Here is a 14,044-nt window from a genome sequence, read left to right as displayed (position 1 = left end):
CACGGGTACCCCGTTCGACGTGACCGGGACCGCCGCCGCCGTCGGCGCGCTGCTCGACCTGCCCGTACCGGAGGACGGCCCCACCCGCTGGGAGCCGTCCCGGGCGGAGGGCTGGAGCGGCAGCCTGGGCGCGGGTTTCCGGCTGCGGCTCCTGTGGGAGAGCCGCGCCTACTTCGGTGTCCCCGGCCCGGAGTGGGACGCCGCCCAGGAGGAGGCGGAGGCGTACCTCGCCGCCCTGACGAGCGTCCTGGACGAGCGGTGGGGACCGCACCGGGTGGTGAGCATGGGCGCCTTCGTGCGCGGCGGGGCCGGCGACGGGCCGGTGCTCCCGCTCTTCGCGGAGCTGTGCGCCTTCGACCTGTACGGGGACCTCATGGTCTGGGGCCCGGTCGGGTCGCCGCACGGGCCGCGCTGGGTGGCGGTGAGCGTCGGGCAGTGCGACGAGGACGCCCCGCACCTGATGGTCGCGGCGGTCAGCGACGTCCCGGTCGAGGAACCGCCCGGCTGACGCCCCCGACGCCCACGGCCGGCCTCCGACGCCCGCCCCGACCCCCGCCCGCCGACCTCCGACACCCGAGCCCCGGCACCCGCCGCCGCCGGCGGCCGGCCGACCCCCTGGCCCGCCGGCCGACCTCCTCGCCGCCCGGCGGCATCCCGGCCGGGACCGGCCGGGATAATCGGGCGCATGTCCCGGCAACCGGATCGTCCCGCCTCCGCAGCGCCCGCCCTGTGGGGCTACGCCGCGGTGCGCGCGGTGGGGCTGGCGGTCCTCGCGGTCGCCGCCGCGGCGGCCGGCCAGGACGCCCTGCACCGGTTGAAGGGTCGCTGGGACTCCGTCTGGTACGTGCGGATCGCCGAGCACGGGTACGGCCACGAGGTCACGCTCCCGGACGGCAGCGTCCACTCCGACCTGGCCTTCTTCCCCCTGCTGCCCGCCCTGGAACGAGGCCTGTCGGAGGTCCTGCGGACCGACGCGGCGACGGCCGGACTGGTGGTCGCCTGGACGGCGTCGCTCGCCGCCGCGTGGGGGATCTACGCCGTGGGGGAGCGGGTCGCCGGACGGCGGGCCGGGGTGGTGCTGGCGGTGCTGTGGGGCGTGTACCCGACGGCGTTCGTCCAGTCGATGGCGTACACGGAGACGCTGTTCACCGCCTTCGCCGCCTGGTCGCTGTACGCGGTGCTGCGCGACCGGTGGGTCTGGGCGGGTGCGCTGTGCGCGTGCGCGGGGCTGACCCGGCCGTCGGCGGCCGCGCTCGTGGCGGCGCTCGGGATCACCGCGCTGGTGACCGTCGTACGGGAGCGGCGGCTGACGGCCCGGATGGCGGCGGGCGTGCTGCTCGCACCGCTGGGCTGGCTCGGGTACGTGGTCTTCGTCGCCGTCCGCGAGGGCAGCGCGACCGCGTACTTCGAGGTGCAGGCGGCGTGGGGCAACAGCATCGACGGCGGTGCGGCACTGGCCCGGTTCGTGTGGCGGAACCTGACGGGCCCGGTGCCGCTCGCCGGGGTGGGGCTGTGCGCGGCGCTCGCGCTGGTGGGCTGGGTGGTGTGGCTGTGCGTCAGGCAGCGGCAGCCGCTGCCGGTGCTGGTGTACACCCTCGGGGTCGTCGTCGTCTCGCTGGTCGGCGCCGCGTATTTCGGCTCCCGGCCGCGCCTGATGATGCCGGCGTTCCCGCTGCTGCTCCCGGCGGCGGTGGCCCTGGGGCGGCTGCGGGACCGGACGGTGGTGCTGGTCCTGGGCGTGCTGGCGGCGGCCTCGGCGGCGTACGGGGCGTTCACCCTGCTGGGGCCGGGCCCACCGTGACGGCCAGCCGGGTGCCGGTCCGGACGCCCCACCGTTCCATGGCCCCGGCCTCGGCCTCCAGGACGTGACGGGCACGGAGGCGGGGCAGCCCCAGACGGCCGGGCGGCATCGTGGCCACGTCGACGACCCGCAGGTCCCGGTCCAGGTACGCCACGTCGATCGCGAACCGCATCCGGAAGGTGTGGACGCTGTTGCAGGGGCTGAGGAGCAGCGCGCCCGCGATGCCGTCCCGGCCCAGCAGACCGCGCCTCCGGGTGCCGAAGGAGGCGGCTATCCCGACGGGGACGGGCGCCTGGGCGGGCCGGTCCAGGAAGGTCAGCAGCCCGTCGCCGTCGCGCCACTCGCGTAGGTTCGCCATGGGCGACGACCGTAGCGTGGGCCCGTGAGCGGCGGCAGTGGGTCCGTGGGCCCATGACCGGCGGCCGGGCGGGCCCTAGGGTCGGGCGCGTGTACGCCACGCTGATCGCCGTCGCCGCCCTGTGGGGCGCCGCCGCCGGCCTGCTCGTGCCGCGCGCCGCGTACCGCCTGTCCGTGGAGCCGGACGAACCGTGGCGGGACGCCTGTCCCGCCGGGCACCCGTTCACGGGCCCCGCGCGCGGCTGGCTCGGCCCGCCGCGCTGCGGGGTGTGCGCGGTGGCCGTCCCGGCGGGCACCACCCTGCCCGACGCCACCCTGCCCGACGCCACCCTGCCCGACGGCCCCCTGCCCCACAGCGCCCGGCCCCACTGCCCCCAGCCTGACGCCCCCCGGCCCGACGGCGCCCCGCCCGCGCCGCCGTCCCGGCCATCCCCTTCCCGGCCGTCCCCGCCCCCTTCCCGATCCCCTTCCCCGCTCCCCTCCCCTTCTCCTGTGCGGCTGTCCGCCTCCCCGAGGCCCGCCCCGGCCGTCACCGTCCCGGTCGTCACCGCCCTCGTCTGCGCCGCGCTCGCCGCCGCGACGGGCCCCCGCCCCGAACTGGCGGTGTGGCTGTCGGCCGCGCCGGTCGCGGTGCTTCTGGCCCTGGTCGACCGGGCGGTGCACCGGCTGCCGGACCGGCTGACCCTGCCGCTCGCCGCCGGAACGGCCGTGCTGCTGGGGGCCGCCGCGCTGCTGCCGTGGCACGCGGGGGCGTGGTTCTCCGCGCTGCTGGGCGGTCTCGCGATGGGCACCGGCTACCTGATGCTGTTCCTGGTGCACCCGAGCGGCATGGGCTTCGGCGACGTGAAGCTCGCCCTCGCGCTGGGCGTGGCCCTCGGCTGGTACGGCTGGGGCGTGCTGTTCGTGGGGGCCTTCGCCGGGTTCCTGTTCGGCGCGGTGTACGGGTTCGGGCTGGTGGCGCTGCGGCGGGCGACCCGCAAGAGCGCCATCCCGTTCGGGCCGTTCATGATCGGCGGGGCGCTGGTGGGCGTCCTGCTGGGCGCGTTCGCGGCGGTCCCGCCCGCCTGAGCGGCGGCCGCCGCCCGACGGTCCGCGCGGGAAAAAGGACGGGACTGCGGGCGGAGGAGCGGCGCAGTATGGGCCGCATGGATACCCAGCCGGTCAACCTCACCGAAGCCCTCGCCACCTTCGACGACGTCTACAGCCCCCGCATCGTGGCCCGTATGAACGACTACGACGTACGGATCGCGCACGCCGCCGGCGACCACGTGTGGCACGTCCACGCCGACACGGACGAGTTCTTCCTGGTCCTGGACGGCCGGTTCGACATCGCGCTGCGCGCGGCCGACGGCACCGAGCGGACGGTCGAACTGCGGCGGGGCGACACCTTCGTCGTCCCGAAGGGCACGGAGCACAAGCCGTCCTCGCCGGACGGGGCGTCCATTCTGATGTTCGAGCCCTCGGGAACGCTGTCGACGGGTGACCGCCATGAGGGGGAGATTCCGCACCACGTCGACAGCACCACGGGCCACGACCTGCGCTGAGCCGCCCACCCGCGTCCTAGCATGCGGGCACATGCGGACATTCCCTGACAATCGGCCCCCGTCCGGCCGCCAGGCCCAGCAGACGGCCGCCCTCGGGGCCACGGGCGCCCCACGGACCTCCGCGCCCCCCGGCACCACCACCGGCCCCCCGGGGGCCACGGCACCTCCCTCCACCCCCGCGGCCGACCCGGCCCCCTCCGACACCGACACGGACGCCGACGCCGCCCCCACCCGCCCCACGCCCACCTCCACCACCCACCCCCACCCCCACCTCCCCCGCCACCGCAGCCGGTTCCGCCGCCCCCGCCTCCCGGCCGGCGGGCTGCTCCCCTGGGGGTGGGCCGCGGCGCTCTGCGCCCTGTACGCGACCGTCGCCGTGCGCCGGCACCTCCTCCTCCGCACCACCGGCTACGACCTCGGCATCTTCGAGCAGGCGGTACGCGCCTACGCCGAACTCCGCGCCCCGCTCGTCCCGTTGCGCGGCGAGGACTTCAACCTCCTCGGGGACCACTTCCACCCCCTCCTGGCCGTCCTCGCCCCGCTCTACCGGATCTGGCCCTCCCCGCTCTGCCTGCTCGTCGCCCAGTCCGCGCTGCTCGCCCTCGCCGTCGTGCCGCTCGCCCGCTGGGCCCGGCGGGCGCTCGGCCGCCGCTCCGCCCACGCCGTCGCCGCCGCGTACGGGCTGAGCTGGGGCATCGCGTCGGCCGCCGCCTTCGACTTCCACGAGGTCTCCCTCGCCGTACCGCTGCTCGCCTGCTCGCTCGAAGCCCTGGCCCACCGGCGCTGGCGCCCGGCCGTCGCCTGGGCCGCCCCCCTCCTCCTGGTCAAGGAGGACCTCGGCCTCACCCTCGCCGCCGTCGGCGCGTACATCGCGCTGAAGGGGCCGCGCCGGCTCGGCCTCGTCACCGCGGCGGCCGGGCTCGTCGGTTCGGCGGCCGAGATCAAGCTGCTGATGCCCGCCTTCCACCCGGCCGGCGGGTACGCGCACGGCGGCAACCTCGCCGAGGGGTACGGCTCACTCCTCAGCACCCTCGCGCACGCCCCGCTCGACGCGCTGCGCCCCGACGTCAAGGCCATGACGCTGGTCCTGGTCTTCGCCCCGTCCGCGCTGCTCGCGCTGCGCTCGCCGCTCGCGCTGATCGCCGTTCCCACGCTGGCCTGGCGGATGATGTCGGACAACGGCTTCCACTGGGGTACGGCGTTCCACTACAGCGCCGTGCTGATGCCGGTCGTCCTCGCCGGGCTGATCGACGCGCTGACCGTCTGGCGCCGCGGCGGGCACCCGCTCGCCGCCCGCCACGTCCGCGCCTCGCTCGCCACCGTCCTCGCCGTCACGCTGGTGATGCTGCCGTCGTTCCCGCTCGCCCAACTGGCCCAGCGCGCCACCTGGCGGACGACCGGACACATCGAAGCCGCCCGCGCGCTGCTCGCGAGGATCCCGGACGGCGCCACCGTCGCGGCCTCCAACCGGCTGGTCCCGCAGCTCACCTCGCGCTGCACGGTCGTCGTCTTCCCGACCTTCCCGGTGGAGGGGAGGCTGTACGAGTACGACCGCAAGCGCCTCCCGCCGCCCACCGCCGAGTGGATCATCCACGACCGGCGGGCCCCCGAGGCCTGGCCGTACCCGACGGGCCACTGGCCCTACCCGCTCGAACAGCAGGAGGCCGAGCTGGCCGCCGCCCAGCAGCGGTACGGGTACCGCGAGGTCGCCGTGCGCGACGGCATCACCCTGCTGCGCCGCTGAACCCCGCCCCCCGCACTCCTCCGCCGGAGCGTTTCTTCAGGCGCCGCCCGGGGCGTCAACCCGACGCCCTTCCGGTGGGGTCCCCCCTGGGGAGGACACGGAACCGGGGCGCGGGGACGGGAAAACCGGCTGGATCCCGTGGTTCCGGCGGGGTCCCCCATTTTCGGAGCGTAGTCGCGGCCTGTCGTGGCGCGCGCCATCACTTACGAAGGGTTATGGTGGAAACCCCCCCTCGGGCCGGTCCGTATCCCCCCCACGGACCGGCCCGTTTTTTCGTCCGGCGTCAAGAGCGCCCTTCGGCCAGACCCGGCCGCCCCCCTCGCAGCCCGGCCTCCCGACGCCCCCGCCCTCGGGCCCGGCCGAGCCCCGGCCGCCACCGCCGTCAGCTCCGGGCCGCCCAGATGTTGGTGCCGGCGGTGTCGACCGCGTACGAGTCGATCTCCTTCAGCTCCTCGTCCGTCAGCGGTGCACCGGCCAGCGCGGCGATGTTCTCCTCCAGCTGCGCCACGCTGGACGCGCCGATCAGCGCCGACGTCATCCGCTCGTCCCGCAGCACCCACGTCAGCGCGAGCTGCGCGAGGGACTGGCCCCGGCGGCGGGCGATCTCGTGCAGGCCGCGCAGCCGGCGGACGACCTCCTCGGAGAGCAGGTTCGGGTCCAGGGACTTGCCCTGGGTGGCCCGCGAACCCTCCGGGATGCCCTTGAGGTACTTGTCGGTGAGCAGGCCCTGGGCGAGCGGCGCGAAGGAGATGCAGCCCATGCCGGCCGCCTCCAGGGTGTCCAGGAGCGCGTCGTCCTCGGTCCAGCGATTGATCATCGAATAGGACGGCTGGTGGATCAGGGCCGGGACACCCATCTCCTTCAGCAGCCGTGCCGCCTCGGCGGTCTGCGCGCTGCTGTACGAGGAGACGCCGACGTACAGCGCCTTGCCCTGCTGGACGGCGGAGGCGAGGGCGCCCATCGTCTCCTCCAGCGGGGTCTCCTTGTCGAAGCGGTGCGAGTAGAAGATGTCGACGTACTCGACGCCCATCCGCCTCAGCGAGGCGTCCAGCGAGGACAGCAGGTACTTGCGGGAGCCCCACTCGCCGTACGGCCCGGGGTGCATGAGGTAACCCGCCTTGGTGGAGAGCACGAGCTCGTCGCGGTGACGGGCGAAGTCCTCGGCGAAGATCTTGCCGAAATTGGTCTCGGCGGACCCGGGCGGCGGCCCGTAGTTGTTCGCCAGGTCGAAGTGCGTCACGCCCAGGTCGAAGGCGCGGCGGAGGATCGCGCGCTGCGAGGCGAGGGTGCGGTCGTCGCCGAAGTTGTGCCAGAGGCCGAGCGAGATGGCGGGCAGCTTGAGCCCGCTGCGGCCGGTGCGGCGGTACTCCATGGAGTCGTAGCGGCCGTCGGCGGGGCGGTATGCGGGGGTATCAGTCACGCCCTCCTCCTTATCACGTACTTGTGACAGACCGGGTTGGGCCGCCGTGACCCCCGCGCAGTAATGTGGCGGCCTCGGGGACAGCCGCGGTGCGCCGGGATCGAGCGGTGCCGCTTCCCCCTGTCTCCCTGGGCCGACGCCGTGGCGGGCCCGTACGCAATCGAGAGGTGAGATCGGTGAACTTGCGCGACCTGGTGTACAGGCTCTACGCACGCCGGGTGGAGGGCCGCCTCGACCACGCCCAGGTGCCCAAGCACATCGGTGTCATCCTCGACGGCAACCGTCGCTGGGCGAAGGCGTCCGGCGGCACCCCGGAGCAGGGTCACAAGGCCGGCGCGAGCAAGATCCAGGAATTGCTGGGCTGGTGCGACGAGACGGACGTCGAGGTCGTCACGCTCTGGATGCTGTCCACCGACAACCTCAACCGGCCGGAGGAGCAGCTCGTGCCGCTCCTCGGCATCATCGAGAACGCGGTGCGCGACCTCGCGGCCGACGGCCGCTGGCGCGTCCACCACGTCGGCACGCTGGACCTGCTGCCCGCCCGGACGCAGGCGGTGCTGAAGGAGGCCGAGGAGGCCACCCGCGACCGCACCGGAATACTCGTGAACGTCGCCGTGGGCTACGGCGGCCGGCAGGAGATCGCCGACGCGGTCCGCTCGCTGCTGCTGGAGCACGCGGAGAAGGGCACGAGCTTCGAGGAGCTCGCCGAGATCGTGGACGTCGAGCACATCTCGGAGCACCTTTACACGCGCGGCCAGCCGGACCCCGACCTGGTGATCCGCACCAGCGGCGAACAGCGCCTGTCGGGCTTCATGCTCTGGCAGAGCGCCCACTCGGAGTACTACTTCTGCGAGGTCCACTGGCCGGCCTTCCGCAAGGTCGACTTCCTCCGCGCGCTGCGCGACTACGCCGCCCGCCATCGCCGTTACGGCACCTGAGGGGCCGTTCCCCCGGGACACCGGACGCCCGGCGGAAGGGGCGTCCCCGGCGGGGCGCGGCCGCCCGGCGGCCCCCCGTCACCACCCGTTCACCGACCCGTCGTCATATGCCATGGCATGGCGCCGGTCGTTCGAGGGAATACCCACCCCAGTGTGAGCGGCACGCCAGCCCGCTCACCCGGGAGGCCCTTTGCACCAGGACGACCGTGCAGCTCGTGCACGGACGACGCGGAGGGCCGGAGCTCGGCCCGCGCATCGCGGCCAGAGCCCGGCCCCATCCCCCCGCGACGCCGTCGAAGTCGCACCCGACCTCACCTGAGGGGGTAGGTCCTTCCGTGGTGAACAGCACAAAGCGCCGCCTCAACGACAGGCGCACCTACGTTCTCGACACCAGCGTCCTGCTGGCCGATCCCGGTGCCATGGCCCGCTTCGAGGAGCACGAGGTCGTGCTCCCCATCGTGGTGGTCACGGAACTGGAGGCCAAGAGGCACCACCCGGAGCTCGGGTACTTCGCCCGGCAGGCGCTGCGCCTGCTGGACGACTTCCGGATCCGGTACGGCCGCCTCGACGCCCCGCTCCCGATCGGGGAGTTCGGCGGGACCCTGCGTGTGGAGCTCAACCACTCGGATCCCGCCGTCCTCCCGGCCGGCTACCGCCTCGGCGACAACGACTCACGGATCCTGGCCGTCGCGCGCAACCTCCAGGCCGAGGGGTACGACGTCACCGTCGTGTCCAAGGACCTGCCGCTGCGCATCAAGGCGTCGTCGGTCGGACTCCTCGCCGAGGAGTACCGGGCGGAGCTCGCCATCACCGACTCCGGCTGGACCGGTATGTCCGAACTGCCGCTCTCCGCCGAGCAGGTCGACCTGCTGTACACGGAGGAGAGACTGTACGTCCCCGAGGCGGCCGGCCTGCCGGTGCACACCGGACTGGTCCTCCAGTCCGAGCGCGGCAAGGCGCTCGGCCGGGTCACCGCCGAGGGGAACGTGCGCCTGGTCCGGGGCGACCGGGAGGCGTTCGGCATCCGGGGCCGCAGCGCGGAGCAGCGGATCGCGCTGGACCTGCTGCTGGACCCGGACGTCGGCATCGTGTCCATGGGCGGCCGGGCGGGCACCGGCAAGTCGGCGCTCGCGCTGTGCGCCGGGCTGGAGGCGGTCCTGGAGCGCCGTCAGCACCAGAAGGTGATGGTCTTCCGGCCGCTGTACGCGGTCGGCGGCCAGGAGCTCGGCTACCTGCCGGGCACCGAGGCCGAGAAGATGAGCCCCTGGGCGCAGGCGGTGTTCGACACGCTCTCGGCGGTGGCCGGGCGCGAGGTCATCGAGGAGGTGCTGAGCCGGGGCATGCTGGAGGTCCTGCCGCTCACGCACATCCGGGGCCGTTCGCTGCACGACGCGTTCGTCATCGTCGACGAGGCCCAGTCCCTGGAACGCAACGTCCTGCTGACCGTGTTGTCCCGTATCGGGGCGAATTCCCGGGTCGTGCTCACTCATGACGTGGCGCAGCGCGACAACCTCAGGGTCGGCCGGTACGACGGAGTCGTCGCCGTCGTCGAGAAACTGAAGGGGCATCCGCTCTTCGCCCACGTCACCCTGACCCGCTCCGAGCGCTCGCAGATCGCCGCGCTCGTGACCGAAATGCTGGAGGACGGGCAGGTTTAACCCCGCAAATCCGACATGGAATTGGCGCCGCCCGGCAAAGCGCGAGAGCTTAGCCGGGCGGCGCCACGCCGTGCGACGGAATCCGCAAAACTCCTGGGACCACTGGGGTGTGAGCTTTCACACGCGGTGAATAATTGCCTTGCGGTGTCGGCGTCGGGCAGAGTCTTGCTTCCGTCAGGCCCCGCATACGGCACACCTGTCACCGCGTGACACAACTCAACAGTCGTTCGCCGTATGCCGCCCGCAGCACCACGCGGCTCTCCCGCAAGGGAGTTGCCCACCGGGCCCGTGTCCCCCGTGACCCAGCAGTGGGGGGACCAGCGTCAGGGGCAAGATTTTCGCCCGCGAGGTCACCTAAGCGGGCGATGCTGGAAGGAAACCGTGTGAGCCGGATCTCGGTCCGGGGATTCGCGGTGGCTTCGGCCACTGCGGTCACCACAGTCGGCGCCGTCGTCGGCGTTGCCTCGGGCAACACCCAGCCCTCGAACGACAACTTCGAGGCGGCCGCCGCCAACACGACGCTCCTGGCCGACATCCCCGTCGGCGAGCAGGCCCAGGTACAGGTCTCGTCGCTGACGCAGCAGGCGGAGGCGCAGGCCGCCGCCGCCGACTCGGCCGCGCAGAAGTCCGCCGAGGAAGCCGCCCGCATCCAGGCCGCCAAGGACGCGGAGGCCAAGAAGGCCGCCGCCGACGCGGAGGCCGAGAAGGCGGAGAAGGCCGAGCAGGAGCGCAAGGAGCGCGAGGCCGAGGAGCGCGCCAGCCGCGACGAGGTCCGCAGCGCCACCACCTTCGCGACGCAGTCCTCGTACAGCGTCTCCGACGTGCAGGCGATGGCCCGCCAGATGATCCCCGGCGACCAGTTCCAGTGCTTCAGCAACATCGTGGACCACGAGTCGAGCTGGAACTACCGCGCCACGAACGCCTCGTCCGGCGCGTACGGCCTGGTCCAGGCCCTCCCCGGGTCCAAGATGTCGTCGGCGGGCGCCGACTGGCAGACCAACCCGGCCACCCAGATCAAGTGGGGCCTCAACTACATGAACGAGCGCTACGGCAGCCCCTGCGGCGCGTGGAGCTTCTGGCAGGCCAACCACTGGTACTAGAACGCCCGGCCGCACGGCTCAGCGTCCCGGAGCCCCTCACCGTCCGACGGTGAGGGGCTCCGTGCGTGTACCGTCAGGGCGGTAACTCCCGGGGGGAGTGGTGGGGGGAAGAGGAAAGATCATGTCGAAAGTGCCAGGGTGGCTCGGCAGACTGGGCGCCGGCCTGACCCGGATGGGACAGCGGTTGGAAGAGCGCCGAGCCGCGGGTGAGCCGGGGGACGAGCCCGGTGAGGAGACCCCGGCCGTACCGGACAGCGTTCCCGCGCCCCCCACGTACGCCCCCGCCGTCGCCGCGCGCCCCGACCCTGTCGCCGCCATCCCCTGGGGCATCCGTGTGGCGGCCGAGGCCGGCTGGCGGCTGCTGGTCCTGGCGGGCACCCTGTGGGTGCTGATGAAGGTCATCAGCGAGGTGCAGCTCGTCGTCCTCGCCTTCGTCGCCGCACTGCTCATCACCGCGCTGCTCCAGCCCACCGTGGCCCGGCTGCGCACCTGGGGCCTGCCGCGCGGACTCGCCACGGCCGTCACCGCCATCACCGGCTTCGTCATCATGGGCCTCGTCGGCTGGTTCGTCGTCTGGCAGGTGATGGACAACCTGGGCGACATCTCCGACCGCGTCCGGGACGGCATCGACGAGCTCAAGGCCTGGCTCCTGGACAGCCCGTTCCACGTCACCGAGCAGCAGATCAACGACATCGCGAAGAACCTCAGCGACACGATCGGGACCAACACCGAAGAGATCACCACCGCCGGTCTCCAGGGCGTGACCGTGATGGTGGAGATCCTCACCGGCATCCTGCTGACGATGTTCTCGACGCTCTTCCTGCTGTACGACGGCAGGAAGGTGTGGAGCTGGTGGCTGAAGCTGGTCCCGGCCCAGGCCCGCCCCGGTGTCGCGGGGGCCGGCCCGCGCGCCTGGCGCACCCTCACCGCCTATGTACGCGGCACGGTGATCGTCGCGCTGATCGACGCCATCTTCATCGGTCTCGGCATCTACTTCCTCGACGTGCCGCTGGCCGTGCCGCTGGGCGTCTTCATCTTCCTCTTCTCCTTCATCCCGCTGGTCGGCGCGGTCGTCTCCGGCGCGCTGGCGGTCATCGTCGCCCTCGTCACCCAGGGCGTGTTCACCGCGCTGATGGTGCTGCTGGTCGTCCTCGCCGTACAGCAGATCGAGGGCCACGTCCTCCAGCCGTTCATCCTGGGACGGGCGGTGCGGGTTCACCCGCTCGCGGTCGTCCTCACCGTCGCGGCCGGCGGTCTGGTCGCCGGGATCGGCGGCGCGGTGGTGGCGGTGCCGCTCGTCGCGGTCACCAACACGGTCGTGGGTTACCTGCGCGCGTACGCCCAGGAGCAGGCGCTGCGCGCCGCGCCCGGCCCGCACGGGGCGACGGTCCACGGCACGGCGCCGACGCCCGCGCCGGGGAACGGCCCCGGGGAGGGCGCGTGATATCCGAACCCGAGCTCGTGGGCGGCGACGGCGACGTCCCGATACCGCCGTCGTACGGACCCGTACCGCCGGCGGAGCCCGACGCGGCCGGCGACCCGGGGCGGCGGCCCGGCCACGGCCGGCGGGCGCGCCGCTCCTGGCTGTGGGCGCTCGGCGGCGCGGTGGCCGCCTCGGCCCTCTGGGCGGGCGGGCTGTACGCGTACCAGGCCAAGGGCCCCGACCTGCGCGGCTACCACACCCCCCGGCAACTGTGCGACGAGGCGCGGCTGACGGCGCTGAGCGGCGAGTACGGCGAGCGCGGCGAGACCACGCAGGGCATGCGCGAGGTCCACGAGGCGCTCGACCAGGTGCAGTGCTCGGTGTCGCTGGGCACCGACGAGTCGACGGTCGGCGTCGACCTCACCTACGCGCTGCACAAGAAGATGGACCCCGGACCGGAGTTCGAGGCCCTCGAAACCGCCCGGGCCTGGGACGACTGGGACTGGAAGCCCCTGCCCGGTCTGGGGGAGCGGGCGTTCTTCGCCCAGGACGACGCGGGCTTCGCGGGGCTGAAGGTGCTGGACGGGCAGGCCGTGCTCACGCTGTTCGTCAGTGCCCAGACGGATTACGACCCGGTGGCGGAGGAGGGCGCGCCGGCGCCGGTGCCCGCGCCCGCCACGACGGCCGGTCTGCGGAACCTCATGGTCGAGGACATGAAGGCGCTGATGACCGCGCTCAGGTCCTGACCCCCGTCCCCGCGCGCGGGGCGGGCCGGCCGGAGGCACGCGTACGCGGAAGGGGCCCGCCGACAGGGATGTCGGCGGGCCCCTTCCGCGTACGCGGGGGACGCGTGGGACTACTCGGCGAGCACGGCCTCGGCGTCGAGGGTCGCGCCGACCGCCTGGATCACCGAGGCGATCTTGAACGCCTCCTGGATCGTGTCGCGGTCCACACCGGCCTTGCGCAGCACCTGCTCGTGCGAGTCGAGGCACATGCCGCAGCCGTTGATCGCGGAGACGGCGAGCGACCACAGCTCGAAGTCGACCTTCTCCACGCCCGGGTTGCCGATGACGTTCATCCGCAGACCGGCGCGCATCGTCCCGTACTCCGGGTCGGAGAGCAGGTGACGGGTGCGGTAGAAGACGTTGTTCATCGCCATGATGGCGGCGGCCGACTTGGCGGCCTGGTACGCCTCGGGCTTCAGGTTCGCCTTGGCCTCCGGCTCCAGCTCGCGCAGGACCTTCGGCGAGCGCGAGGCGATCGCACAGGCCAGGACCGTGCCCCAGAGCTGCTGCTGCGGGAGCTCGCTGTTGCCGATGACCGAGCCGAGGTTCAGCTTCAGGTCCTTGGCGTAGTCCGGTATGGCGGACTTCAGTTCATCGAGAGCCATGTCGGTTCAGTTCCTCGTCACTCGCCGGACAGGAGCTTGACCGGGTCGAGGGTGTCCTCGCCCTTGGTCCAGTTGCAGGGGCACAGCTCGTCGGTCTGGAGGGCGTCCAGCACCCGCAGGACCTCCTTGGGGTTACGGCCGACGGAGCCGGCGGTCACCATGCAGAACTGGATCTCGTTGTTCGGGTCCACGATGAAGACGGCGCGCTGCGCGAAGCCGTCCTCGCCCTCGACACCGCAGTCCCGCATCAGCTCGTGCTTGGAGTCGGCCAGCATCGGGAAGGGCAGGTCACGCAGGTCGGCGTGGTCCTTGCGCCAGGCGTGGTGCACGAACTCGGAGTCGCCGGAGACGCCGAGGATCTGGGCGTCGCGGTCGGCGAACTCGTCGTTCAGCTTGCCGAAGGCGGCGATCTCGGTGGGGCAGACGAAGGTGAAGTCCTTCGGCCAGAAGAACACCACGCGCCACTTGCCCTCGTGGGACTTGTGGTCGATCTGCGCGAACTCCTTGCCGCTCTCGAGCGACACGCAGGCGGTCAGGTCGTACGTGGGGAACTGGTCACCGACAGTGAGCACACGCGCTCCTTGCAACTGGGAAGTCCCTTTTGAGGTCTTCCGTGGGGGTTGGACGGAGCCCCAGCATGGCACGGCGTGCATTGATCAGTGAAATAGC

The 14,044-nt window shown here is 72.9% G+C and carries 14 protein-coding genes; 10 read left to right on the top strand and 4 right to left on the bottom strand.

Annotated elements, in window-relative coordinates:
* Positions 1-19: 19 nt before the first annotated feature.
* Positions 20-508 carry a hypothetical protein gene (locus ACF068_RS02520; protein WP_392272292.1) on the top strand — a complete coding sequence of 163 codons (489 nt, stop codon included), beginning with the start codon at positions 20-22 and terminating at the stop codon, positions 506-508.
* A gap of 177 nt (positions 509-685) precedes the next feature.
* Positions 686-1,801: a glycosyltransferase family 39 protein gene (locus ACF068_RS02515; RefSeq protein ID WP_392272291.1), complete on the top strand. Its 1,116-nt coding sequence runs from the start codon at positions 686-688 to the stop codon at positions 1,799-1,801.
* On the opposite strand, the gene ACF068_RS02510 is transcribed toward ACF068_RS02515, so the two are convergent.
* Positions 1,773-2,159 (bottom strand): DUF192 domain-containing protein, encoded by a 387-nt coding sequence (locus ACF068_RS02510; RefSeq protein WP_392272290.1) that lies wholly within the window; start codon positions 2,157-2,159, stop codon positions 1,773-1,775. The genes ACF068_RS02515 and ACF068_RS02510 overlap by 29 nt on opposite strands.
* An 89-nt stretch (positions 2,160-2,248) precedes the next feature.
* Between ACF068_RS02510 and ACF068_RS02505 the strand changes: the two genes are divergently transcribed.
* The 3 genes from ACF068_RS02505 to ACF068_RS02495 all read left to right on the top strand — a co-directional run bounded on the left by ACF068_RS02505 (position 2,249) and on the right by ACF068_RS02495 (position 5,446).
* A complete protein-coding gene (locus tag ACF068_RS02505; protein WP_392272289.1) occupies positions 2,249-3,226 on the top strand; it encodes a prepilin peptidase in 978 nt (325 codons plus the stop codon).
* A gap of 77 nt (positions 3,227-3,303) precedes the next feature.
* A complete protein-coding gene (locus tag ACF068_RS02500; RefSeq protein ID WP_392272288.1) occupies positions 3,304-3,702 on the top strand; it encodes a cupin domain-containing protein in 399 nt (132 codons plus the stop codon).
* Between the two features lie 31 nt (positions 3,703-3,733).
* Entirely contained in the window at positions 3,734-5,446 is a 1,713-nt protein-coding gene (locus tag ACF068_RS02495) for a DUF2079 domain-containing protein (protein ID WP_392272287.1), read from the top strand.
* A 382-nt stretch (positions 5,447-5,828) separates the two neighbouring features.
* Here ACF068_RS02495 and mgrA read toward each other — a convergent pair whose 3' ends face one another.
* The gene (gene mgrA / locus ACF068_RS02490) at positions 5,829-6,866 is read right to left on the bottom strand and encodes an L-glyceraldehyde 3-phosphate reductase (RefSeq protein WP_392272286.1); all 1,038 of its coding nucleotides are present in this window, start codon (positions 6,864-6,866) and stop codon (positions 5,829-5,831) included.
* 176 nt (positions 6,867-7,042) lie between these two features.
* Between mgrA and ACF068_RS02485 the strand changes: the two genes are divergently transcribed.
* From ACF068_RS02485 to ACF068_RS02465, 5 genes are all read left to right on the top strand, one after another.
* Positions 7,043-7,804 carry an isoprenyl transferase gene (locus ACF068_RS02485; protein ID WP_126883717.1) on the top strand — a complete coding sequence of 254 codons (762 nt, stop codon included), beginning with the start codon at positions 7,043-7,045 and terminating at the stop codon, positions 7,802-7,804.
* Between the two features lie 335 nt (positions 7,805-8,139).
* The gene (locus ACF068_RS02480) at positions 8,140-9,462 is read left to right on the top strand and encodes a PhoH family protein (RefSeq protein ID WP_392272285.1); all 1,323 of its coding nucleotides are present in this window, start codon (positions 8,140-8,142) and stop codon (positions 9,460-9,462) included.
* 383 nt (positions 9,463-9,845) lie between these two features.
* The gene (locus tag ACF068_RS02475) at positions 9,846-10,562 is read left to right on the top strand and encodes a transglycosylase SLT domain-containing protein (protein WP_392272284.1); all 717 of its coding nucleotides are present in this window, start codon (positions 9,846-9,848) and stop codon (positions 10,560-10,562) included.
* A 121-nt stretch (positions 10,563-10,683) separates the two neighbouring features.
* On the top strand, positions 10,684-12,006 hold the full coding sequence (locus ACF068_RS02470) for an AI-2E family transporter (protein ID WP_392272283.1): 1,323 nt from the start codon (positions 10,684-10,686) through the stop codon (positions 12,004-12,006).
* The gene (locus tag ACF068_RS02465; protein WP_392272282.1) at positions 12,003-12,731 is read left to right on the top strand and encodes a hypothetical protein; all 729 of its coding nucleotides are present in this window, start codon (positions 12,003-12,005) and stop codon (positions 12,729-12,731) included. The genes ACF068_RS02470 and ACF068_RS02465 overlap by 4 nt, the downstream gene beginning before the upstream one ends.
* Before the next feature lie 110 nt (positions 12,732-12,841).
* On the opposite strand, the gene ACF068_RS02460 is transcribed toward ACF068_RS02465, so the two are convergent.
* A complete protein-coding gene (locus ACF068_RS02460; protein WP_126883712.1) occupies positions 12,842-13,375 on the bottom strand; it encodes an alkyl hydroperoxide reductase in 534 nt (177 codons plus the stop codon).
* A gap of 17 nt (positions 13,376-13,392) precedes the next feature.
* Complete coding sequence (locus ACF068_RS02455; protein ID WP_392272281.1) at positions 13,393-13,947, bottom strand: peroxiredoxin; 555 nt, start codon at positions 13,945-13,947, stop codon at positions 13,393-13,395.
* Positions 13,948-14,044 lie beyond the last annotated feature (97 nt).

Source organism: Streptomyces sp. NPDC016309 (assembly GCF_043077235.1).
In the GTDB taxonomy this organism is placed as follows: domain Bacteria; phylum Actinomycetota; class Actinomycetes; order Streptomycetales; family Streptomycetaceae; genus Streptomyces.
This window is presented reverse-complemented; position numbering and strand designations above follow the sequence as displayed.

What these genes read in the sequence shown, in the direction of transcription:
- ACF068_RS02515 (WP_392272291.1), top strand. Translation starts at nt 686, where the DNA reads ATGTCCCGGCAACCGGATCGTCCCGCCTCCGCAGCGCCCGCCCTGTGG.
- ACF068_RS02510 (WP_392272290.1), bottom strand. Translation starts at nt 2,159, where the DNA reads ATGGCGAACCTACGCGAGTGGCGCGACGGCGACGGGCTGCTGACCTTC.
- ACF068_RS02500 (WP_392272288.1), top strand. Translation starts at nt 3,304, where the DNA reads ATGGATACCCAGCCGGTCAACCTCACCGAAGCCCTCGCCACCTTCGAC.
- ACF068_RS02495 (WP_392272287.1), top strand. Translation starts at nt 3,734, where the DNA reads ATGCGGACATTCCCTGACAATCGGCCCCCGTCCGGCCGCCAGGCCCAG.
- ACF068_RS02470 (WP_392272283.1), top strand. Translation starts at nt 10,684, where the DNA reads ATGTCGAAAGTGCCAGGGTGGCTCGGCAGACTGGGCGCCGGCCTGACC.
- ACF068_RS02460 (WP_126883712.1), bottom strand. Translation starts at nt 13,375, where the DNA reads ATGGCTCTCGATGAACTGAAGTCCGCCATACCGGACTACGCCAAGGAC.